Here is a 23,046-nt window from a genome sequence, read left to right on the forward strand (position 1 = left end):
AAACCGCCAACACTTTTCCTGGAATGCGCTGACCTCTCAGGTCACCGCTGTCTTGACCGCGAAACGCGCTTCCTGCCATGCGCCGGTGCGCAGGATGTCCTCAAGCACCTCGACCGCCTGCCAGACGTCCTTGTAGCCGACATAGAGCGGCGTGAAGCCGAAGCGGATGGTCGACGGCGCACGGAAATCGCCGATCACGCCGCGCTCGATCAAGGCCCGCATCACCTGGTAGCCGTGCGGGTGGAGGAACGACACCTGGCTGCCGCGCGCATTGCCGTTGCGCGGGCTTTCGAGTTCGAGGCCGTAGGCGCCGCATCTGGCTTCGACGAGCTGGATGAACAGGTCGGTGAGCGCGATGCTCTTCTTGCGCACCGCCGCCATGTCGACATCATCCCAGATATCGAGTGCCCCTTTCAGCGCCCGCATCGACAGCACCGGCTGCGTGCCGCACAGGAACCGGCGGATACCGCTGCCGGCCGTGTAGCCTTGTTCAAAAGCGAAGGGCCGCGCATGGCCCCACCAGCCGCTCAGCGGCTGACGGACATCTTCGTGATGGCGTTTCGCGGCATAGATGAAGGCGGGCGCACCCGGACCGCCATTGAGATATTTGTAGGTGCAGCCGATGGCGAAATCGGCGTTCGCGGCATCGAGCTCGACAGGCAAGGCGCCGGCCGTGTGGCAGAGATCCCAGACGATCAGCGCGCCGACCTGATGGGCCTTGCACGTCAACGCGGCCATGTCGCGCAATTGTCCGGTTTTGTAATTGACGTGGTTGACCAGGATGACGGCGACGCGCTCGTCGATCAGTTCCTCGATGGTGGGCGCATCGACGCCTTCGAGCCGCAGCACCGTGCCCGGCCGCGTCGAGGCCACGCCTTCGGCCATGTAGAGGTCGGTTGGAAAACTGTCGCCCTCGGCGACGATGACCGAGCGGTTCGGCCGCATGCCGAGGGCCGCATGCAGCACCTTGTAGATGTTGATCGAGGTCGTGTCGCAGACCACCGTCTGGCCGGAAGCGGCGCCGATCAGCCGTCCGAGCTGGTCGCCGAGCGCGACCGGCATGTCGAACCAGCCGGCGGTGTTCCAGGCGCGGATGAGGTCTTGCGCCCATTCCTGCGTCGCCGCCTTCTGCAGTTCGTTGAAGACGGCGGGCGCCGCCGCACCCAGCGAGTTGCCGTCGAGGTAGATCACGCCTTCCGGCAAAATGAAGCGGTCGCGCATGGCGCGCAGCGGATCGGCCGCATCCATGGCTTCGACTGCTGCGAGATCGAGCGGTGCACGCATGATTTGTGACATTCCCTGGTTGTTTAGGTCCTGATTATTCACGGATGGCTTCGCGGGCCGGCGCGGATCCCCGGCCGCGCTTGAGGCTCGGCAGGGCAAGCATGGCGAGCACGAACAGGCCCGTGGCAAGCTTCAGGTCGGGAGGCGGCATGCCGGCGGCGAGGCAGAACGACACCAGCTGGTAATAGATGATCGCGCCGGCAAAGGGCGCCAGCAGCTGGCGCCAGACCGTCTGCTTGCCGACGACCGCCTCGCCGATCATCAGCGCGGCCAGGCCGTTGATGAGGATACCCAGCCCCATATTGACGTCGGCAAATCCCTGCGACTGCACCATCAGTGCGCCGCTCGACGCCGAAAACGCGCTCGCCAGCCCGACACCGCCGATGGTCGCCGCCCAGACATTGATGCCTTGCGCCTCGGCCATGTCGGGATTGGCGCCGACGGCGCGCACGGCAGTCCCCTTCTCGGTCCTGAAGAACATGTAGAGCGCCGCGAAGACGATGAGCGCGAGAAGGCCGGCGACAACGATCTTGCTGGCCGGAAAACCCGGCCGTGCGAACGGGACCCAGTCGAACACGGTCGGCGAGCCGAAAACCGAGAGGTTGGACTTGCCCATGATGCGCAGGTTGATGCTGTAAAGCATCGTCATCATCAGGATGCCCGCCAGCAGCGTGTGGATGCGGAAGCGCAGATGGATGAAGGCGGTGCAGCAGCCCGCCGCGAAGCCCGCCGCGAATGCGACGACGATGCAGGTCAGCGGCGATACGCCGGCGGCAAGAAGCACGCCGCAGACGCAGCCGCCCAGCGGAAAGGCGCCTTCGCTGGTCAGATCGGGAAAATTCAGCATGCGGAACGGGATCATGATGCCGAGCACGACAAAGGCCAGGATCAGGCTCTGCGCCAGGGTCACCGGCATGATCGCGACAAAGCTGGTGAGAACGTCCTGAATAAAGCCCATGGTGATCAGCTCGCCAGCAACATGCGGTCGGTCTTGATGGAAAAATGGCCGATCAGATCGATAACCGTGACCCTGGCCTTGTCCTCGCCAGTGACCTCCAGCAGGACCCGGCCCGCATCGAGCATGATCACCCGGCTGCCATAGTCGACGGCGTGCTGCATGTTGTGGGTAACCATCAGCGTGGTCAGTTTCAGCGCGTTGACGGCGCGCACCGTCGCCTGCATGACGATCTCGGCAGTGCGCGGGTCGAGTGCCGCGGTATGCTCGTCGAGCAGCAGCAGGTCCGGCGATCCGCCGACAGCCATGATCAGCGACAGCGACTGACGCTGCCCGCCCGAGAGTAGGTCGACACGGGTGTCGAGACGATTTTCAAGGCCGAGGCCCAATATCGACAGGCGCTCCTTGTAGGACGCGAGCCTCGCGGCGTTCAGCCCTTGTCGCAGCGTGCGTTTTCGGCTGCGCAGATCGGCCAGCAGCATGTTCTCCGCCACGGTCATGCTGGCGGCGGTGCCGCGCATCGGATCCTGGAAGACGCGCGCCAATCGCGTGGCGCGCTTGTGCACCGGCATGGCCGTCACGTCCGCGCCGTTGATCAGGATCTTGCCGGAATCCAGGACAAGAGCTCCGGAAATGGCGTTGAGCATGCTGCTCTTGCCGGCCCCGTTGGAGCCGATGACGATGCCGAAATCGCCGGTGGCCAATGACAGGCTGAGGCCGTCCAGCGCGACCTTCTCGTCGGCCTGCCCCTTGTAGAATACTTTGCGCGCGGATCGGATATCGAGCATCGTTCCTCCCTGGCCTGATGGGCGACGGCGACGGCGCCGTCGCCCGTCCAGCCCGATATCAGTCGACGATGCAGCCGCAATCGGCCATCGAAGCCGGTATCTCGATGCCGAACGCGGCCATCGCCTTGCGGGAAATCGTTGCCATATGGTCCTTATAGGCCGGACGCGACGGCGCGATCGTCTTGGGATCCTTGCCCTTGAGAATCTCGGCCGCGATGTTGCCGGCATTCATGCCGACCTGCGTGTAATTGACCGCCAAGCTCGCCGGCACGGTACCGTTGCGGACCGCGCTGTCATCGGAGTTGACGACCGGGATTCCCGCCTGGCGCGCGGCCGCGGAGACGGCGGCGATCGCCGGCTGGATCAGGTTCGAGGCCGGACCGTAGATCACGTCGGCCTTGCCGGCGAGCGAAGCGATGCGTTGCTGGATGTCATTGACGTTGTCGATGCCGACTTCGACGACCTCAAAGCCGGCGGCGGGTGCCGCCGCTTTGATCTTTTCGATCAGGGCAACGTCATTGGCCTCGCCCGGATTGTAGGGCACCCCGAAGCGCTTGGCGTTCGGCAGCAGCTTCTTGGTGAAGGCCATCACCGCGGCGACATCCTGCAGATCGCTGGCGCCGGTCATGCCTTCGTCTCCGGCTTCCCACGACGGCACCAGCTTGGCCGCCACCGGATCGGTGACCGCGGCGAAGACGATCGGAATCCCAGAACCGGCGAGCGCCTTCTTGGCGATCTGCGAGACCGGCGTGGTGATGGTGTAGATCAGCTTGGGCTGCTCCGCCTGCAGCTTGGCGATCATCTGCGGCACCAGAGATGCATCGAAGTTGGTATGGCTTTCGGTGTAGACGACGTCCTTGCCCTCGACAAAGCCGTTGTCCGTCAGTGCCTTCTTGAAGCCCGCTATGGCGGCATTGAGCTGCGGATGCTCGCCGAAATTGGCGATGCCGATGCGTATCTGATCGGCCGCGGCGCTGCCGACGCTGACCATCAACGCGCCTGCCAGGGCCAATCCCGACAGCCAAGCGGATTTCGACTTCAACATCATTTCCTCCCAGATTTGATCAGCGCCGCTCTCAAGGACGGCAACTGCGGCGATCATGGTCAGTCCCTCGCCGCGTGTCAACATTATATATAATTCTTGCCATACTTCCCCTTCATATATAATTTTCACAGGCTGATGATGGACCGACCGCGATGCAGGATCAGAACAATTCCACGAAGACCGAAGCGGCCTATCAGCTGCTGCGGCGCGATATCCTGACCACCCGCCTCATGCCGGGGGCGCCGCTCAAGCTGAGCGCGCTGCGCGGCACATACGGCGTCGGCTGGACGCCGCTGCGTGAAGCGTTGTCCCGACTTGAAGCCGAACGCCTGGTCACTGCCATCAGCAATCGCGGCTTTGCCGTCGCTCCCGTGTCGCGCGCTGAGCTCGAGGACCTGGCGCGCGCAAGGATGGTTGTCGAAATGCCGCTGTTCCTGGAATCGATCGCGAACGGCGGCAGGGAATGGGAGGATGCGGTCGTCACCGCTCATTACCGGCTCTCCCGCTGCAAAACCGCGGTCGATGACCCTTCCGATGCGGCCGTCGACAAATGGGACGAGAGCCACGAGGCCTTCCATGCGGCGCTGCTGAGCGCGGCGACGTCAAACTGGCTGTTGCGCTTCCGCTCGACGATCGCCGATCAGCTGCGTCGGCATCATCGGTTTCTCGGCCTGGCGCCGACTTTGCGGGCGGCGGCCGGCCTGAAGGACGGCTACGGCGAGGCAATGGACGCGCTGCGCGAGGCGATCGCCATCGAGCATCACACCGCGATCATGGAAGCGGCGCTCGATCGGGATGTAGAGCGGGCAAAGGCGCTGATGACGGCGCATATCGGCTACACGCTGCATGTCTATGTCCACAGCGAAGACAACGGCGCCAACACTTACACCGCGCGCGCCGGCAGCCTGAAAGCGGTTTCCGGATGATGCTTCCGCGGCGTCCGGATCCACGTGGCCGTGCCGGCCTGAACTCACGATCGTTGGCGTTTTGGTTTCGTTTCGTTCTGCCGGAATGGGTCGATACGCCGCTCAAATCCGCCCCGCAGACGCCTCCCAAACACCTGATGCCAAACCGCGTTCAGGGCTAGGCCACAGGCCATTAACCGAAACGATTTCAATGCGCGTACCGGCAGGGAAATCATTGATCGCGACCCTCTGCCCCGGTCAAAAAATTTCAGACGCGTTAACAAATTCATTAAACTTTAAACAGTTGCGGAACACAACTGGAACAGATAGTGTTTGTTCTGGGTTTGTTTTTCGATTCTGATTCAATCCGTCGTTCAACGCCTTGGGGGGCCGCCATGCTGACACGCAAGCAACATGAACTGCTGATGTTCATTCATGAACGGCTCAAGGAAAGCGGCATTCCGCCGTCCTTCGACGAAATGAAGGAAGCGCTCGATCTCGCCTCCAAGTCGGGCATCCATCGCCTGATCACGGCACTGGAGGAACGCGGCTTCATCCGCCGGCTGCCCAACCGGGCGCGGGCACTGGAAGTGCTGCGGCTGCCGGATTCGATCGCGCCCGGCCTTAACGCGGCAAAGAAATTCTCGCCAAGCGTCATCCAGGGCAGCCTCGGCCAGGGCGGTCTTGGCCGCCAGATCAAGCCGGCGCAGTCGCGTTTGCCTGCGGCCGGCAATGATGACGAAGCGGTTTCCGCCGTGTCGATCCCAGTGATGGGCCGCATCGCCGCCGGTGTGCCGATCGATGCCATCCAGCACCAGACGCATTCGATCTCGGTGCCGCCGGACATGATCATGGGTGGCGAGCACTATGCGCTGGAGGTCAAGGGCGACTCGATGATCGACGCCGGCATCTTCGACGGCGACACGGTCATCATCCGCAATGCCGACACGGCGAGCCCGGGCGAGATCGTCGTGGCGCTGGTCGACGAGGAGGAAGCAACCCTGAAACGGTTCCGCCGCAAGGGCGCCTCGATCGCCCTTGAAGCCGCCAACCCGGCCTACGAGACGCGCATTTTCGGGCCAGACAGGGTCAAGGTGCAGGGCAAGCTTGTCGGGCTGATCCGGCGTTACTGAGCAGGAGCGGCCGTCTTTTCGGGTTTTTGATAGGGCGCCAGCCCCCTCGCCTCACGCGAAAATTTTCGCTGCTCGTGCCAAGGCCGATACGGCCCGTCCACCGCGAAGCTGACGGTTGGCGGGCCAGTTGCCGATTGGCGGTCGAAGAACACGGCGGCACTGCCTTTGCGGGCAAGTTGCCGTTTGGTGACGACAAGAACCAGCGGATTGTGGCAGGCATCATAGCCCGTCGCGTCATTGACGACGATCAGGTCGGCGAAACCGCAAGCTTTCCAGGTATCCTTGCGGTCTTCGACATGCGCGATGATCGCACCCGACGGGTGCCGTGCAAGACAGACGCCATCCGTGCAGTAGAACGGTGCTCCCGGCGGCAGATTGACGGCATCGGCAATGTCGAATTGCCCGTCCGCCCTGTCGAACATCTCCGGCACGACGATGGTTTCGGACACCAGCGCGCGTTTCCAATTGTCGACGGTGAACTCGTTCGGGCGAGCCCGGCTGACCGCGAGTTCTCCACCGCCGATCGGCAGCGCCACCAACCGCGCATCTTCGGAAATCAGCACATCCGGGGTGCGCGTATCCGATACTGTCAGCAGGCCGGCAAGCGCGAATGGCACTGCCGCGAGCCGCAGCCAGGTCGTCGCCATCGTCGCGATGACCAGGGCGATGGTCACCAGCAGCACGGATCGCTGCGAAATCAGCCCGACCGCATCGACCGGGGAGCGTTCCGATATCCACGCCGATATGGCGATCATTGCGGTCAGGCCCTTGCCCATCACGTAAAGGAAGGGGCCGTCGGCACCAAAGGGCATCGCAAGAGAACTGAGAACAGCGAAAGGCATGACTATCAGTGACACGATCGGCATGACGGCCAGATTGGCGAACAGGCTGAGCGGCGACACACGCTGGAAATGCCAGATGGCAAACAGCGCCGTGGCGCAGCCGGCGATGATGGAGGTCATCGCCAGCCCGCCCGTCGCCAGCAGGAATTTTCGCGTGAGAAAACCCGGCAAAGTTCGCTTTGGCGGTGGCGGTCTTGCTTTTCCCGCATGGTGATCCGCCCAGCCGGCATAGGCGCCGACCAGCGCGGCGGTCGCGGCGAACGACATCTGGAAGCTTGGGCCGACAACCTCATGCGGCGACACCACAATGACGGCGATCGCCGAGATGGCGAGGTTGCGCATGGTCAGTGCCGCGCGATCGAACAGGACGGCAACAAGCATCACCGCCAGCATGATGAAGCTGCGTTCGGCGGCAACGACGACACCGGAAATGACGAGATAGGCGGCGATCGAGAACAGGGCGGCGGCGGCCGCATATTTCTTCACCGGCCGACGCGCGGAAAAGTCCGGAAACAGCGCGAAGGCACCGCGCAGCAGCCCCATGATGGTGCCGGCGACCAGCGCCATATGCAGCCCGGAAATGGAGATGATGTGATAGATGCCGGTGCGCCGCATCGCCTCGTTGATTTCATCGGGAATGCCGGCCCGCACACCGACGATCAGCGCCGCCGCGATCTCACCCTCGGCACCGCCAACCCTGGCCCTGATGTGGTCGGCAATGGCTTCACGAGCATTTTCTATCCCCGAGAAAAGGCGGGCCGTGAGCGGCACCTCGTCGTCCGTGGCTGAGACAAGCTTTGGATTGCCGAGAAAGAAGCCGCTGCCGCCAATACCGGCGAAATAGCTGTCGAAGGAGAAATCGTAGCTGTCCGGCCGCACCGGGCCGGTCGGCGGCAACAGTTTAGCGTAGCCGGTGACCATGGAGCCGGCGGTCATTTCCGCCGGGATATCTCGCGCCGAAAGCCTGACCCTTTCCGGCGCATAACGCAGTTTCGGCCGTGCGGTCGACGTCACGTCGATGGTCAGCCGGATGCGGCCGGTCTCCATCCGGTCGAGCGAAACGACGCGGCCGGTCACTTGCGTCGAGATTTCCGAACCCAGCATCTGGGTGCCCGCCCGCCATGTCTCGACCTTGGCGACAAGCAGGCCAAGCGCGCACAACAATGCCGCCATGAAGCCCAGATGGGTTTTCGGCCAGGAGCGCGAAACAAGCGCACAGACCGCCATCAGCACGACGACCGCGACAGGCTTTGCAAAATCAGGCTCCGCCGCGAGCGAATAATAGCCGATCGCTCCAGCGGCCAGACAAACCGGCACCAGCAGGAAGGCGATGCCCCGGTCAAGCTCGAGCTCCGCTGCCGTCGCCGCACCATGGCGCAGGCGAGGCCAGGAAACCCGGGCGAGTCGCCGCCGGACACGCACAATCCGGCCTGAAGCAGGCGGCGGAAGTGTCGCCGGCATATCCGCCTGCGGCGGTTGACGATCGGAGCCCGGCACCAGAGGCGATAGCGGCTGCGAGACTGGCGGCGGAATCGCAAACAGGGACCGTTCGCTGACGCCAACACCAGCGTCCTCGCCCTGTTCCGAGCCCCGGCCTCGTCCAGCCATCGGGTCTGCCCCTTGCACCGCTGACGCCCTATGCTACATGAACGCGCGACGCGCGAAAGTCCGCGCAGCCGCACCCCGCTTCAGATGGTTTCCGAGAGTTTCATGTCCGACAAGGTCGTCACCCGTTTTGCCCCCTCGCCCACCGGCTATCTGCACATCGGCGGCGCGCGCACGGCGCTGTTCAACTGGCTCTATGCCAAACACACCGGCGGCACGATGCTGCTGCGCATCGAGGACACCGATCGCGAGCGTTCGACCGCCGCCGCGACGGCCGCCATCCTCGACGGCCTCACCTGGCTCGGCTTGACCTGGGACGGCGACGCGGTCTCGCAATTCGAGCGCGCGCCGCGCCACCGCGAGGTCGCCGAAGAACTCGTTCGCATGGGCAAGGCCTATTACAGCTACGAAACGCCGGCCGAGCTCGAAGCCATGCGCGAGGCAGCACGGGCCAAGGGCCTGCCGCCCCGCTACAACGGCCAGTGGCGCGACCGCGCCCCCTCGGAGGCGCCTGCGGGCGTCAAGGGCGCCATCCGCATCAAGGCGCCGACCGAAGGTGAGACGATCGTCCATGACCGCGTCCAGGGCGAGGTGCGCTTCCCCAACAAGGATCTCGACGACTTCATCATCCTGCGTTCGGACGGCAACCCGACCTATATGCATGCCGTCGTCGTCGACGATCATGACATGGGTGTCACGCACATCATCCGCGGCGACGACCACCTGACCAATGCCGCCCGCCAGACCGTGATCTACAACGCCATGGGCTGGGACGTGCCGTCTATGTCGCACATCCCGCTGATCCATGGCGCCGATGGCGCCAAGCTGTCGAAGCGCCATGGCGCGCTCGGCGTCGAAGCCTATCGGGCCATGGGCTACCTGCCGGAGGCACTGCTCAACTATCTGGCGCGACTGGGCTGGAGTCATGGCGATGACGAGATCATGTCGATCAAGGACATGATCTCCTGGTTCGATATCGGCGACGTCAACAAGGGCGCTGCCCGCTTCGATTTCGCCAAGCTGGAAGCCATCAACGGCGCGCATATGCGGCGCATGGCCGACGCGGAGCTGTTGGACATCTTCATCGCCACCCTGCCCTATCTCGAGGGCGGCCCGGCGATGGCCGCGCGCCTCAACGAACACAACAAGGCGCAGTTGCTGGCGGCGCTTCCGGGCCTGAAGGAGCGCGCCAAGACGCTGGTCGAACTCGTCGATGGCGCGGCCTATCTGTTCGCTACGCGCCCGCTGCCGGTCGACGAGAAGGCGGCCCTCCTGCTCAATGACGGTGCCCGCAAAATCCTGCGCGGCGCTCACGAAGCTTTGAATGGGCTGTCGAGCGACTGGACGGCGGCCGCGGCGGAAGCCGCGATCCGCGACTATGCGCTGGCCGGTGGCCACAAGCTTGGCGCCGTGGCCCAACCGTTGCGGGCCGCGCTGACCGGCAAAAGCACCTCGCCCGGCGTGTTCGACGTGCTTGCCGTGCTTGGGCGCGAGGAAAGCCTGGCGCGCATAGCGGATCAAATCGATTAGGAGCAAACTGGCCCAAGAAGATTGGCATTGAAAGGGGCGTTTCGCAGTGCAACATTAGGCCTTGGCCCAATCTGGCACGCACCTCCTAAAATGCGGTGGCGAATACGCGCATTGCGGTGATTTCGACGTGTCGCTCTGCAGAATTTGCCTTTGCCGGCATGAGGAAACAACAAGGAGTTTGCAATGACCGAAGCTGCGAAAAAACTGGATGTGGGCGGCGCGAACCAAGAGGCTATCGCAACGCTTCAATTCGCCGGCAAGACCCATGAATTCAAGGTGCGAAGCGGCTCCGTCGGACCCGACGTCATCGACATCGCCTCGCTCTACAGCACGACCGGCGCCTTCACCTACGACCCCGGCTTCACTTCGACAGCAAGCTGTGAGTCCGAGATCACCTTCATCGACGGCGATGCGGGTATTCTCCTGCACCGCGGCTATCCGATCGACCAGCTGGCCGAACACGGTGACTTCCTCGAGGTCTGCTATCTCCTGCTCTACGGCGAACTGCCGACCAAGGCGCAGAAGGACGATTTCGACTACCGCGTGACGCGCCACACCATGGTGCACGAGCAGATGTCGCGCTTCTTCACCGGCTTCCGCCGCGACGCGCACCCGATGGCCGTCATGTGCGGCGTGGTCGGCGCGCTGTCGGCCTTCTATCACGACTCCACCGACATCTCGGACCCGTACCAGCGCATGGTGGCCTCGATGCGTCTGATCGCCAAGATGCCGACGATCGCGGCCATGGCCTACAAGTATCACATCGGCCAGCCCTTCATTTACCCGAAGAACGATCTCGGTTTCGCGGCAAACTTCCTGCATATGTGCTTTGCCGTGCCGTGCGAGGAGTACAAGATCAACCCGGTGCTGGCGCGCGCCATGGAGCGCATATTCATCCTGCACGCCGATCACGAGCAGAATGCCTCGACCTCGACGGTTCGCCTCGCCGGCTCTTCGGGCGCCAACCCGTTCGCCTGCATCGCCGCCGGCATTGCATGCCTGTGGGGCCCGGCCCATGGCGGCGCCAATGAAGCGGCGCTGAACATGCTGGGCGAGATCGGCCATGTCGATCACATTCCGGAGTTCATCGCCCGCGCCAAGGACAAGGACGACCCGTTCCGCCTGATGGGCTTTGGCCACCGCGTCTACAAGAACTACGATCCTCGTGCGAAAATCATGCAGAAGACGGCGCACGAGGTGCTGGGCGAACTCGGCATCAAGGACGATCCGCTGCTCGACATCGCCATGGAACTGGAAAAGATCGCGCTGACCGATCCCTATTTCATCGAGAAGAAGCTCTATCCGAATGTCGACTTCTATTCCGGCATCACGCTGAAGGCCCTGGGCTTCCCCACCACGATGTTCACCGTGCTGTTCGCGGTCGCCCGCACCGTCGGCTGGATCGCGCAGTGGAAGGAGATGATCGAGGATCCGCGCCAGAAGATCGGCCGCCCGCGCCAGCTCTACACCGGTGCGCCGGAGCGCGACTACGTGCCGATCGCCAAGCGCTGACCGAAGCTGTCTAGATCATAAAAAAGGCGCCTCTCAGGGCGCCTTTTTTAGATGGCGCAGCACCACGCCCGCCGCGATCTCACCCGATGGCTTGTCCGTCGCCATGCGCCGCGCGATCTCGGCAAAGCCGTCCTTCTGCCAGGCGCGCATGCCGCTGTCGGCGAACAACGCTTCCAGTTGGCGAGCCAGATTGTTCGGCTTGACGTACTCGTTGTAGAACTCCGGGATAAGGGCGCGATCCGAGATGAGATTGGGCAGCAGCGCCGACCAGACCGAAACAAGATACGGCGCAACTGCACGGGCGACCGGATCGAGCCTGTAGGACGACACCATCGGCACACCAGCCAAAGCCAGTTCCAGCGATACGGTTCCCGATGCGATCAGCGCGGCGTCGGCCTTGCCGAAAGCCTGCCATTTGCGTTGCGGATCAACGATGATTTCGGGTTTTTCGTCCCAACGGTTGACCGAGGATTTGACGAGATCGGCGACATGCGGAACCGTCGGTAGCAGCAGTCGCAGCCGATTCCCGCGCGCGCGCAGCATCGACACGGTCTCGCCGAATGGTTCGATCAGCCGCCGTACCTCGCCGCGCCGCGAGCCCGGCAGGACGAGCAATGTCTTGATCCGGTCCTGGGTAAGATCGCGCGGCAAGGCCTGCGCCTTCTGGGCGGCAAGAACGCCCGCATCATGCGTCAGGCGATGCCCGACATAGGTGCCCGGCGGGCCGCCCAGCCGGTCGAGCTCCTTCACCTCGAACGGCAGGATGCAGAGGATGTGGTCGACATAGGGCTTCATCGCCACCGCCCTGCCCGGCCGCCAGGCCCAGACGCTCGGGCAGACATAGTGGATGATCGGTATCGACGGATTGGCCGCCCGCACCTTCCTGGCGACGCGCAAGGAAAAGTCCGGACTGTCGATGGTGACCAGGCAGTCCGGCTTTTCCTCGGCGATGGTTTTGGCCAGTTGACCGATCCGCCTGATGAGACGCGGCAGATCGCGCAGGACGGCACTGAAACCCATCAGCGCGATCTCACCGGCATCAAAGGGGGACACCAGGCCCAATTCGCCGAGATGCCGGCCGCCGAGGCCAACAAGCTGCACCTCGCGACCTGTTATCTGGCGGAGCGAGCGCACGATGTCGGCGCCAAGCAGGTCACCCGATTCCTCGCCGGCGACGATCGCGATCTTCAGCCCCTTGTCAGCCATGCGTGGGCTCCGCTGCGGCCAGGCCGACGATGAACAGGCCAAGTTCATTGGCGCACGACAGAGTCGCGGGGCCTTCGAGGATCAGCGAGCGCCCCGCTTCGACGGCAATGCCGGCAAGCCCCGCCGCATGGGCGGCTTCGACCGTCTGCGGCCCGATGGACGGAAGGTCCGCGCGCAGTTCCTGGCCAGGCTTGGCGCATTTGACCAGGACGCCGCGGGTCTTGCCGGCGATGCGGCCGTGGCCACGCAGCAGTTTGGCGCGGTCGAGCAATCCGGCCGTACCCTCGATACCCTCGAGCGCGATGGCCCGGCCGCCGACCGCGATCGCCGCCTGGCCGATATCCAGCGCCCCGATGGCCTTCGCCGCCGCAAAGCCTGCCTCGATGTCGCGCCAATCCGATTTCTGCGGCGCCGCTTTGGTCAAGACGCCTTCGGCGGCGACCAGGCTCGGCACGATCTCGTGGGCGCCCATGACCTTAATCCCTCGCGCCTCAAGACCGCGCGCCACCACCTTCAGCAAGCCATCGTCGCCACGCGCCAGCGCCATGACAACAATTGGTATCACCGCCAGCAGGCTAAGGCTTGGGCGCAGATGCGTCAGCCTTGGCCGGCGCTTGATCTCGCCGGCAAGCACCAGATGGGTAATCCGGTGGCGTTTGAGCAAAGGAATAAGCGAGCCTATCGCCTCCAGGGCAAGGGTCTCATGCTCGTACCGGCACAATTCCGGCAGACGGTCGGCTTCGCCCTCCATGAGGACGATGAAGGGCGGATAACCTTGCCCGGCCGAGCCGGCCGCGACTTCGACCGGAAGACTGCCGCCGCCTGCGATGATGCCGACCCTGGCATCTGGCGGGAGATCAAGACCGGCGGAAGCGGCCTCAGTCTTCATCGTCGGTATCGTCGCCATCGCTGCCTTTTAGCGATGGCACTGCATAGTGCCGCTTGCCGCGACTGCTGATGAAGTCGACGATCTTCATGGCGGTCGGCGAAGAGGCGAACTCGGCCTTGGCGAATTCGATGTTCTCGCCGACGGTGCGGGAGCGGTCGAAAATTGTCTTGTAGGCTTTGCGCAACAGATGGATTTCGGAACGCGGTAGACCGGCGCGCTTGAGGCCGATGATGTTCAAACCGCGCAAGCTGGCGCGGTTGCCGACGGCAATGGCATAGGGAATGACGTCACCAACGAAGGCCGAGCACCCGCCAAGAAAGGCATTGTCGCCGACGCGCACGAATTGATGAACGGCACTGAGGCCGCCTATGTAGACGTTGTCGCCAATCTCGCAGTGGCCGCCCAGCGTCGCGCCATTGGCGAAGGTAGCGTTCTTGCCGACAACGCAATCATGGGCGATGTGGGCGTAGGCAAGGAAATTGCCATTGTCGCCCACTGTCGTTTCGCCGCGGCTGGTGTCGGTGCCGACATGCATCGTGACGCCTTCGCGGATGGTGCAGTTGGCGCCGATGACCAGCGTCGTGCGGCCGCCCTTGTGTTTGGTGTTCTGCGGCGGTGCGCCCAATGTCGCCATCGGATAGACCTTGGTCGAGGCGCCGATGGTGGTCGCGCCTATGACGGAGACATGGCTGACCAGTTCGACACCATCGCCGATCACGGCCTCGGCGCTGATGTGGCAGAACGGCCCTATGCGCACGCCCTGACCGATTTGAGCGCCCTCTTCCACGACGGAGGAAGGATGGATTGAAGTCTTGATTTTCATAAGCACTCGATCGTCAGTCGCCGGTGACCATCATGGCTGAAATCTCGGCCTCGGCCGCCTTGGTGCCATCGACCAGGGCTTCGCAGGCGAATTTGAGCAGGTTGCCGCGCTTCTTGATTTTCTTGACGTGAATCTTCAACTGGTCGCCGGGAACGACCGGTTTGCGGAATTTGGCGTTGTCGATGGTCAGGAAATAGACCAGCGACGGCTTCGACGCCCCAAGGCTGCGGATGCAGATGGCGCCTGCCGTCTGCGCCATGGCCTCGACGATCAGCACGCCCGGCATCACCGGCTGCTCCGGGAAATGCCCCTGAAAATGCGGCTCGTTGATGGTGACGTTCTTGATGCCGACGGCGGAATCGTCGCCATCGATGTCGACGATGCGGTCGATCATCAGGAAGGGATAGCGGTGCGGCAGGAGCTTCATCAACCCCAGTATGTCGACCGCTTCCAGCGTCGTCGCCGCCACCATATCAGCCATTGTCCTTGCCCTGCTTGCGTGCCCTAGCCATCGTGCGCAACATGGCTATCTCCCGCATGGCTTCCGCCATCGGCTGTGCCGGATAACCGCCCCAGATCTCGCCGGCGGGAACATTGCTCATAAATCCACTTCTGGCGGCAAGCTTGGCTCCCGAGCCGATGGTCAAGTGATCCGCGAGCCCGACGCCACCGCCCATCGTAACGTTGTCACCCACGACCACGGAACCGGAAATACCTGAAAGCCCCGCCACTATGCAATTGCGGCCGATGCGGACGTTATGGGCGATCTGCACGAGATTGTCGATCTTGGTGCCCTGACCGATGATCGTATCGGACATGGCGCCGCGATCGACGGTGGAATTGGAGCCGATCTCGACATCGTCCTGGATAACGACCCGTCCGATCTGGGGAACACGTTCCGGGCCCTTGGCACCGCCGACGAAGCCGAAGCCGTCCTGGCCGATCCTGGCGCCGCCATGGATGATGACCCGGTTGCCGATCAGCGCATACTGGATGCTGGCGCCCGGGCCGACATAGCCGTCACGGCCGATCTGGCAGGATTGTCCAATGACCGCGTTTGGCGCGATGACGGTGCCCTTGCCGATCGAGACGCCTGGCCCGATGACCACGCCGGCCTCGATTATGGCGCCGGCTTCGACATGCGCGGTCGGATCGATATGGGCATGCTCTGAAACACCGGTCTCACCGGTCATTGGACCCGGCGTGGCGGCTGTCGGAAACAGCAGCCGGCCGACCAGCGCGAATGCCTGTTGCGGACGCGGATGGATCAATACGGCGACGCCGGACGGCGCCTTGTTGGCGAATTCCGCCGGACACAGCACCGCAGCCGCCCGCAATGACGACATCAGCGCGGAATTGCGCCTGCCGTCGACGAAGACGAGCGCATTTGCGCCGCCTTCGTGGGCCGGCGCCAGCGCCTCGATCGAAACGTCGGATTGGCCGGAATCGACAAGCACCGAGCCGGTCAGATTCGCGACTTCGGCCGCCGTATACCGGCGTGATGGCGCGAAGAACACCGGATCGGTCATTCCAGAAGCTATATCCAGCTAGGTCGGAACATTTCTCCCGGATCCAAAGAAATCCGGGAGCATCGTTGGCCGCCGATCAGAAGCGGGTCGATATGCCGAAGTTGAATTCCTGCACGTCGTCGCTCGCTTCCTTCTTGACCGGGATCGCATAGTCGATACGGATCGGACCGAACGGCGAGGCCCACATTAGGCCGACGCCGACCGAAGCGCGCAATTTCATGCCGGTCGAGTCCTGATCGACCAGTGTCTGATCAGCAATCTTGTTGCCGTAGAGCGTTGCAGCGTCGGCGAAGACCGCGCCACGCAGGCCGAAGCTCTCGGGAACGACCGGCAGCGGGAACTGGGCCTCGGCAGAGGCGTTGAAATAGGTCGTGCCGCCCAGATGGTCGCCAACACCGGAGGAGTCGACCGGACCGATGCCGCCATAGGCAAAGCCGCGGATCATGCGGTCGGTACTCTGGAACTGATCGAAGATGCGCAGACCACCTTCGTTGCCGTAACCCTCGACGTGGCCAGCGCCACCTGAAATGAGGCCGACAAGGTCGAGCTGTTCGGACAGAGTCTGATAGACGCTGCCGCGACCGGTGATCTTCACGAACTTGGCATCGCCGCCGAGACCCGCGACCTCCACCGTCGTGTTGGCATAGATACCCTCATGCGGGTTCTTCATGTCGTCGATGGTGTTGTAGACCAATCCCAGGCTGACCGAAGACTTGATCCAGGGGCTTTCTGCGATGCCATCCAGGATGGCTGGCGAAATCGTACAGGCGCCGTCTGGGTCTCCGACACTGGTAGGACCGCAACTGTCGTCGACCTTATACTTCTCCTGAGAGATATTATACGCCAGCTGGGTCGTGATGCTGTTGGTGATCGGCAGACCGAAGCGAACCGTCGCACCTACGGTATCGCTGTCATAGTTGTCGTTGTATTGCCTCGTCGACTTGTAGATGTCGAAGCCGGCGGCGATGCGCCGTCCGAGGAAATACGGCTCGGTAAATGACACGCTGTAGTCGCGCGAATTCTTGCCGCCGCCCGCCGACAGCTTGATGAACTGGCCGCGGCCGAGGAAGTTGCGCTCGGTGATCGATCCTTCGACGGACGGGCCTGCCGAGTCACCGCCGGTCGAATAGCCGGCGCCAACGGAGAATTCACCCGTCGACTTTTCGACCACGTCGACCACAAGCACGACCTGATCGGGCTGCGAGCCGGGCACCGTCGAGATTTCGACTTTGTCAAAATAATTCAGGTCTTCCAGGCGTTTCTTCGCGCGCTGGATGAGCACCTGGTTAAACGCATCGCCTTCGCTGACATCGAATTCGCGGCGGATGACATAGTCACGCGTGCGGTCATTGCCGCGGATCTCGATGCGCTCGATATAGGCCTTGGTGCCCTGGTCGACCGTATAGACCACCGAAATCGTATGGTTCTCGAAATTGCGATCGCCGCGCGGCGTTACCTGCGCGAAGGCATAGCCTGAACCGGCCACCTTCTCGGTGAGAGCGATGATGGAGTCCTCGACATCCTTGGCGTTGTAGACATCGCCCTTGTGGGTCTCGACCACCGATTCTAGCGACTTGGAGTCGACTTCCGGGATCGTGCTTTCGACGCTGATATCGCCGAAATTGTAGCGCTCGCCTTCCTGGACGGTGATGGTGACCGTGTATTTGTTCGTCGCATTGTCGAGTTCGCCGACGGCCGACACGACCTGGAAATCGGCGTAGCCGTGGTTGTAATAGAAGCGGCGCAGCAGCTCCTGGTCGGCGCGCAGCTTGTCCTCGTCATAGACGTCGTCGCGCAGGATGAACGACACCCAGGACGAACGCTTGGTGTTGATCACGTCCGACAGACGGCGGCTCGAATAGGCGCTGTTGCCGACGAAATTGATCGCCGCGATCTGCGTACGGTCGCCTTCGGTGATGTGGAACACCACGTTCACGCGGTTGTCGCCGAGTTCCATGATCTGCGTGGTCACGCCTGCATCATCGCGGCCAATGCGCCTATAAGCGGCTTTCACGGCCTCGACGTCGGAATCGAGCGTCGCCTGGGAGAATGTGCCACGCGGCTTCAGCTGGACCGCCGCCTGGAGCGCGTTGTCCTTGAGCTTCTTGTTGCCCTGGAACAGCACCTGGTTGACGACCTTGTATTCGGCAACCTTGACCACCAGCGTCGAGCCGACCTGATTGATCTGCACGTCCGAGAACAGGCCAGTGCCAAACAGCGCCTTGACGGCCGCGTCCACATCGGAACTGGAGAAGGCCTTGCCGGGCTTGATGGTGATGTAGTTGCGGATGGTATCGGCGTCGACACGCTGGTTGCCGCTCACCTCGACCCTGCTGACGACAGCGGCTTCAGCCGCCGATGTGGCAACGAATTGTACTGCGAGCGCACCTGGCACGACCAGAGCGGCGGACAGTGCCGCCGCTGACGCGGCGCTCAGAAACTTGGATGCTGCCTTCATCGGGCTTAATAACCTTTTCTCGTAGTCCCCACGGCGAGAAAACCGGACGTGCGGTAATTTCCCCTACCGTATTAACCGGATTTTCCCTACACGCAAGGCTTCTGGTTAATTTGTATTTACTTAACCCTGGTGCGTGGCTTTCGCGTCACTCATATCCCCGTGCATGGTAAACGGCGTCTCAACATCGACCATGCCAAAGCCAAATTTCTTCATGATTTCAGCACCCAAACAGATCGTTCCAGAATACGAAACCCATGAAGCACAAGACCAGGAGCAGACCGGCCCGATAGGCCATTTCCATCATCCGTTCCGACACCGGCCGGCGAATGACGGCCTCCACCCCGTAGAACAACAGATGGCCGCCGTCGAGGGGGGGAATCGGCAAAAGGTTTAGAATACCTATGCCAACGGAGAGCAGCGCGACGAGCTGCACGAGCCATTCGAAACCGAGTTTCGCCGCCTTGCCGGCCATGTCCGCGATCTTGACGGGACCGCCCAATTGGCACTTGTCCTCGCGCCCGACGGCGAAACGCTGCAAGAACTGGCCGGTGCGTTCGATGACGTGGCCCGTTTCCTCAACTGCCGCCGCAACCGCCCCGACCGGTGTGTAGGTGATGAGACGCGGCTGACCGAGTTCCTTGTTGTTGACAACGCCGATCACTGCGACCTTGACCTTGTTGCCGAGCGCGTCTTGCTGCTCCATCAACTGCGGCGTCGCGGTCACCGTGATTTCCTTGCCGCCGCGCAGCATGACAAAGGTGATGGTATCGCCGGCGCGGCCCGAGACCAGCCGCTGCACATCGCCAAAGGTTTCGACCTTGCTGCCGTCGACACTGACGAATCGATCGCCAGGCTGGATGCCGGCCTTTGCCGCCGGACTGTCCGCTGTGACTTCCGCCACCATGGGCTCTGCGACATAACGCCCATAGGACGCAAACAGCACGGAGAAGACGACGATCGCCAGCAGGAAATTGAACAGGGGTCCAGCCACCACGGTCGCCGCACGCTTCCAGATGGCCTGGGTGTGGAAGGCAACCTTGCGCTCCTCGTCGGTCAGCGTTTCGAGCTCTTGCGAGGTGGGCTGGCTGGAGGTGGCGTTCATGTCGCCGACAAATTTGACATAGCCGCCAAGCGGTATGGCGCAAAGCTTCCAGCGCGTGCCATGCCGGTCGTTGAAGCCGATGAGTTCGGGACCGAAGCCGATCGAGAAGGCCCTGACCCCGATGCCGCACCAGCGACCGACGAGGTAGTGGCCCATCTCGTGGACGAACACGACCACGGTCAGCACGAAGAGAAACGGCACGAGCGTGCCGAGAAAAAAGCCTTCGGTGGAGAAAATCGCGTGAAGAATCCCGTTCAACTCATGCCCTCAAATTCTTCCGCTGTCGCGGTGACTGTGACATCAATCCAGGCGAATCCAAGGCACGCCCGCACCAGATCGTGAAACGACACCGTTCAAATCGGAAATAGCCCCTGCGCCGGATGATCGGCGCCCGCCGAAATCCAGCCAATGACGTATAGGGCAAGAGCCGCCGCGACAAGCCCGTCGACACGGTCCATGACACCGCCATGGCCTGGAATGAGCACGCCCGAATCCTTGCGGCCATGCCGCCGCTTGACCCAGGATTCGAACAGGTCTCCAGCCTGAGCGATAATCGAAAGCACAAGCGCCACGAGGCCAAGCAAGGCCAGATTGCCGGCACCGGCGGCTGCTGCCAGCACGACCCCGGCGACAGCGCCGCCAACCGCGCCGCCGACCGCGCCGCTGCGCGTCTTGCCGGGCGAAATCGACGGCGCCAGCTTGGGACCACCGACGGCGCGCCCGACGAAATAGGCAAAAATGTCGGTCGCCCAGACGACCGCGAACAGGAACAGGATGGCGACGAGGCCCGGATGGTCGCCATCACGCAACAACGCAAGCGACAGGCCGGACACGCTGGCATAGGCAAGACCGCTTGCCTCCCACTGCCCGGCCTTGCGAACCAGGGCGGCAGTCGCCGTAACGGCGATCAGAATCGCGACGAGCAGCACCAGCCACGATGCGGCAAGCCCGGCAATCAAGGCACCGACGAAAACGACGACCAGCGCTTCGGGCAGGAAGCCCAGCCCATTGGCCGCGGCTGGCCGCGACATGCGTGTCCACTCATAGAAGATCATCGCCGACATGGCCGCGCACAGCAGTCGGAATGGCAGGCCACCAAGCCAGGTCAGGCCGAGGGCGATGACGGCAAGCACGACCGCTGAAATGACGCGGAGCTGAAGGTTGCTCATCCCGCGGCCGGTCGCGAAGCGACGTCTTGCGGGCCCACTCCGCCGAAACGGCGCTCGCGGCCGGCAAATTCGCGCAACGCCTCGGCAAGGTGTTCGCGGCTGAAGTCAGGCCAATAGCAAGGCAGGAAGACGAGCTCGCTGTAAGCGGCCTGCCACAAGAGGAAGTTGGACAGGCGAAGCTCGCCGCTGGTGCGTATGACCAGTTCCGGATCGGGAATGCCTTGCGTGTCGAGACAGCCGGCAAAGCTCTCTGCTGTGATCGATTCGGCGTCGATTTCGCCGCGCGCCGCGGCCAAGGCAAGCTTGCGCGCCGTGCGGACGATCTCGTCGCGCCCGCCATAGTTGAAGGCGATCACCAGCGTCAGGGACTCGTTACGCGCGGTCAGCGATTCGGCCTCTTCGAGCAACCCTCGGATGTCGGCCTGCAGCCCTGCCCTGTCGCCGATGATCCTGACCCGCACGCCGCTCTGGTGCAGTTCGGCGAGATCACGGCGGATGAACAGCTTCAACAGTCCCATCAGGTCGCTGACCTCGGCCTTCGGCCGCGACCAGTTTTCCGACGAGAACGCATAGACGGTCAGGTAGGAGATGCCGAGATCGGGCGCCGCGCGCACCGTTTTGCGCAATGCCTCGACGCCGGCGCGATGACCGGCAAGCCTCGGCATGCCGCGCGCCTTGGCCCAGCGTCCATTTCCATCCATGATGATCGCGACATGCGCGGGCGTTGTCATGATCTCGCTTTCGGGTCAGCCGGCCGCCAACCCTAAACCTGCATGATTTCAGCTTCCTTGTCGGAAAGCAGATGATCGATGGTGCTGATCGTTTCGTCTGTAAGCTTCTGGACCTGATCCGAACGCTTGCGCTGATCATCCTCGCTGATAACGCCGTCCTTCTCGGCCTTCTTCAGGAAGTCCATGCCGTCGCGGCGCACATGGCGCGCGGCGACACGCGCATTCTCGGCATAGCCGTGCGAGATCTTGACCAGTTCCTTGCGGCGCTGCTCGTTGAGCTCCGGCAGCGGAATCCTCAGATTGGTGCCGTCGACGATGGGATTGAAGCCCAGGTTGGATTCGCGGATGGCGCGGTCGACGGCGCCGACCATCGACTTGTCCCAGATCGACACCGAGATCATGCGCGGCTCCGGCACCGTGACGTTGGCCACCTGGTTGATCGGCATGGTGGTGCCATAGGCCTGCACCTGGATGGCATCGAGCAGATTGCTGGAGGCGCGGCCGGTCCGCAGCGAAGCCAAATCATGCTTGAACGCGGCGATTGCCCCATCCATGCGCCGCTTGAGATCGTCGTACTCACCACTCATCTTAGTCTCCTCGACCCGTCTGCCGCGGGTTCACTGCCTCGGGGCAAGGCCCCGTTCGAGCCTGATTTTCGAAAAGCCGGTCTCCCTTTCCAGGGATCAGGCTCCGGATCAACCGTCCGCGACGACCGTGCAGCGGCCGCCGCCCCTCAGAATATCGCCGAAACCACCTTTTTCGTGGATCGAATAGACGATTATCGGAATGTTGTTTTCGCGCGCAAGTGCAATCGCAGCCGTATCCATGATGGAAAGGCCTCGATTTATGACTTCGGCATGGCTGATGCGCTCGAAACGCGTCGCATTCGGATCCTTTTTTGGGTCGGCCGAATAGACGCCATCGACCTGCGTGCCCTTGAACAGCGCATCGGCGCCGATTTCGGCCGCGCGCAGCGCCGCCGCCGAATCAGTGGTGAAGAACGGATTGCCGGTGCCGCCGGCAAAGATCACCACCTTGCCCTGGTTCATGTAGGCGGTGGCCTGGCGCTGCGAAAAGCTTTCGCACAACTCCGGCATGGCGATCGCGGACAGCACCACGGCGTCGACGCCGATCTTGTTCAGCGAGGTGCGCAGCGCCAGCGAGTTGATGACCGTGGCAAGCATGCCCATGTGGTCGCCGGTAACGCGGTCTCCGCCCTTGGAGGCGACAGCCACACCACGGAAGATATTGCCGCCGCCGATGACGACGCCGACCTCGATGCCAAGCGCTCGGGCCTCGGCGATGTCAGCGGCGATGCGATCCACGACGGAGACATCGATGCCGAAATGCTGTTCGCCCATCAACGCTTCGCCCGACGCTTTCAGCAAGACACGTCGGTAGAGGGGCTTCACCGTCATCTGGTCCTCGTCATTTTTCATGTGGTCGCGCCTGGGCTGGCCGCCCTCGCGCAGGCGCCGCGCCCGAACATTGGCATGATGCCGAGTTCCGATACACGAAGGGCGCCCCCCAGTGACACGGC

20 protein-coding genes are annotated in these 23,046 nt (G+C 63.0%); 4 read left to right on the forward strand and 16 right to left on the reverse strand.

Annotated features, from left to right (window positions below; genetic code table 11):
- Window positions 1-36: 36 nt before the first annotated feature.
- Genes kynU through FJV80_RS07645 form a run of 4 tightly spaced genes read right to left on the reverse strand, consistent with a single transcriptional unit; the run spans window position 37 to window position 4,072 of the window.
- Window positions 37-1,284, reverse strand: coding sequence for a kynureninase (gene kynU, locus FJV80_RS07630; protein WP_142876015.1), 1,248 nt, complete (start codon window positions 1,282-1,284; stop codon window positions 37-39).
- A gap of 34 nt (window positions 1,285-1,318) precedes the next feature.
- Complete coding sequence (locus FJV80_RS07635) at window positions 1,319-2,242, reverse strand: ABC transporter permease (RefSeq protein WP_095774351.1); 924 nt, start codon at window positions 2,240-2,242, stop codon at window positions 1,319-1,321.
- A gap of 5 nt (window positions 2,243-2,247) precedes the next feature.
- Complete coding sequence (locus tag FJV80_RS07640; protein WP_142876016.1) at window positions 2,248-3,027, reverse strand: ABC transporter ATP-binding protein; 780 nt, start codon at window positions 3,025-3,027, stop codon at window positions 2,248-2,250.
- 58 nt (window positions 3,028-3,085) lie between these two features.
- Window positions 3,086-4,072, reverse strand: coding sequence for an ABC transporter substrate-binding protein (locus FJV80_RS07645; protein WP_095788858.1), 987 nt, complete (start codon window positions 4,070-4,072; stop codon window positions 3,086-3,088).
- A 152-nt stretch (window positions 4,073-4,224) separates the two neighbouring features.
- Between FJV80_RS07645 and FJV80_RS07650 the strand changes: the two genes are divergently transcribed.
- Window positions 4,225-4,998: a GntR family transcriptional regulator gene (locus FJV80_RS07650; protein ID WP_095793024.1), complete on the forward strand. Its 774-nt coding sequence runs from the start codon at window positions 4,225-4,227 to the stop codon at window positions 4,996-4,998.
- A gap of 374 nt (window positions 4,999-5,372) precedes the next feature.
- The gene (lexA, locus tag FJV80_RS07655; protein WP_142876017.1) at window positions 5,373-6,110 is read left to right on the forward strand and encodes a transcriptional repressor LexA; all 738 of its coding nucleotides are present in this window, start codon (window positions 5,373-5,375) and stop codon (window positions 6,108-6,110) included.
- Here the strand turns inward: lexA and FJV80_RS07660 are convergent.
- A complete protein-coding gene (locus FJV80_RS07660) occupies window positions 6,104-8,560 on the reverse strand; it encodes a ComEC/Rec2 family competence protein (RefSeq protein WP_095788811.1) in 2,457 nt (818 codons plus the stop codon). The genes lexA and FJV80_RS07660 overlap by 7 nt on opposite strands.
- A gap of 102 nt (window positions 8,561-8,662) precedes the next feature.
- Here FJV80_RS07660 and gltX point away from each other — a divergent pair, with 102 nt between their 5' ends.
- Entirely contained in the window at window positions 8,663-10,087 is a 1,425-nt protein-coding gene (gene gltX / locus FJV80_RS07665; protein ID WP_095788859.1) for a glutamate--tRNA ligase, read from the forward strand.
- Window positions 10,088-10,270: 183 nt separating this feature from the next.
- The gene (gene gltA, locus FJV80_RS07670) at window positions 10,271-11,599 is read left to right on the forward strand and encodes a citrate synthase (protein WP_095774346.1); all 1,329 of its coding nucleotides are present in this window, start codon (window positions 10,271-10,273) and stop codon (window positions 11,597-11,599) included.
- A 33-nt stretch (window positions 11,600-11,632) separates the two neighbouring features.
- Here gltA and lpxB read toward each other — a convergent pair whose 3' ends face one another.
- From lpxB to pyrH, 11 genes are all read right to left on the reverse strand, one after another.
- Window positions 11,633-12,805: a lipid-A-disaccharide synthase gene (gene lpxB, locus FJV80_RS07675; protein ID WP_095788812.1), complete on the reverse strand. Its 1,173-nt coding sequence runs from the start codon at window positions 12,803-12,805 to the stop codon at window positions 11,633-11,635.
- Window positions 12,798-13,712, reverse strand: coding sequence for an LpxI family protein (locus FJV80_RS07680; RefSeq protein ID WP_142876018.1), 915 nt, complete (start codon window positions 13,710-13,712; stop codon window positions 12,798-12,800). Before FJV80_RS07680 ends, lpxB begins: the two co-directional genes overlap by 8 nt.
- Window positions 13,684-14,517: an acyl-ACP--UDP-N-acetylglucosamine O-acyltransferase gene (lpxA, locus tag FJV80_RS07685; RefSeq protein ID WP_095774343.1), complete on the reverse strand. Its 834-nt coding sequence runs from the start codon at window positions 14,515-14,517 to the stop codon at window positions 13,684-13,686. The genes FJV80_RS07680 and lpxA overlap by 29 nt, the downstream gene beginning before the upstream one ends.
- 13 nt (window positions 14,518-14,530) lie before the next feature.
- On the reverse strand, window positions 14,531-14,998 hold the full coding sequence (gene fabZ / locus FJV80_RS07690; protein ID WP_020628878.1) for a 3-hydroxyacyl-ACP dehydratase FabZ: 468 nt from the start codon (window positions 14,996-14,998) through the stop codon (window positions 14,531-14,533).
- A complete protein-coding gene (lpxD, locus tag FJV80_RS07695; protein WP_142876019.1) occupies window positions 14,991-16,046 on the reverse strand; it encodes a UDP-3-O-(3-hydroxymyristoyl)glucosamine N-acyltransferase in 1,056 nt (351 codons plus the stop codon). The genes fabZ and lpxD overlap by 8 nt, the downstream gene beginning before the upstream one ends.
- A 76-nt stretch (window positions 16,047-16,122) precedes the next feature.
- Window positions 16,123-18,504, reverse strand: a complete 2,382-nt coding sequence (gene bamA / locus FJV80_RS07700; RefSeq protein ID WP_095774340.1) for an outer membrane protein assembly factor BamA — start codon at window positions 18,502-18,504, stop codon at window positions 16,123-16,125.
- Between the two features lie 217 nt (window positions 18,505-18,721).
- Window positions 18,722-19,864, reverse strand: a complete 1,143-nt coding sequence (gene rseP, locus FJV80_RS07705; protein WP_095774339.1) for an RIP metalloprotease RseP — start codon at window positions 19,862-19,864, stop codon at window positions 18,722-18,724.
- 95 nt (window positions 19,865-19,959) lie between these two features.
- Window positions 19,960-20,775, reverse strand: a complete 816-nt coding sequence (locus FJV80_RS07710) for a phosphatidate cytidylyltransferase (protein WP_142876020.1) — start codon at window positions 20,773-20,775, stop codon at window positions 19,960-19,962.
- Window positions 20,772-21,506 carry an isoprenyl transferase gene (locus tag FJV80_RS07715; RefSeq protein WP_095774337.1) on the reverse strand — a complete coding sequence of 245 codons (735 nt, stop codon included), beginning with the start codon at window positions 21,504-21,506 and terminating at the stop codon, window positions 20,772-20,774. The genes FJV80_RS07710 and FJV80_RS07715 overlap by 4 nt, the downstream gene beginning before the upstream one ends.
- Before the next feature lie 32 nt (window positions 21,507-21,538).
- Window positions 21,539-22,093 carry a ribosome recycling factor gene (gene frr / locus FJV80_RS07720; protein WP_010909550.1) on the reverse strand — a complete coding sequence of 185 codons (555 nt, stop codon included), beginning with the start codon at window positions 22,091-22,093 and terminating at the stop codon, window positions 21,539-21,541.
- A 108-nt stretch (window positions 22,094-22,201) separates the two neighbouring features.
- On the reverse strand, window positions 22,202-22,924 hold the full coding sequence (gene pyrH / locus FJV80_RS07725; RefSeq protein ID WP_095774470.1) for a UMP kinase: 723 nt from the start codon (window positions 22,922-22,924) through the stop codon (window positions 22,202-22,204).
- Window positions 22,925-23,046 lie beyond the last annotated feature (122 nt).

This window comes from Mesorhizobium sp. WSM4310 (genome assembly GCF_007003935.1).
In the GTDB taxonomy this organism is placed as follows: domain Bacteria; phylum Pseudomonadota; class Alphaproteobacteria; order Rhizobiales; family Rhizobiaceae; genus Mesorhizobium.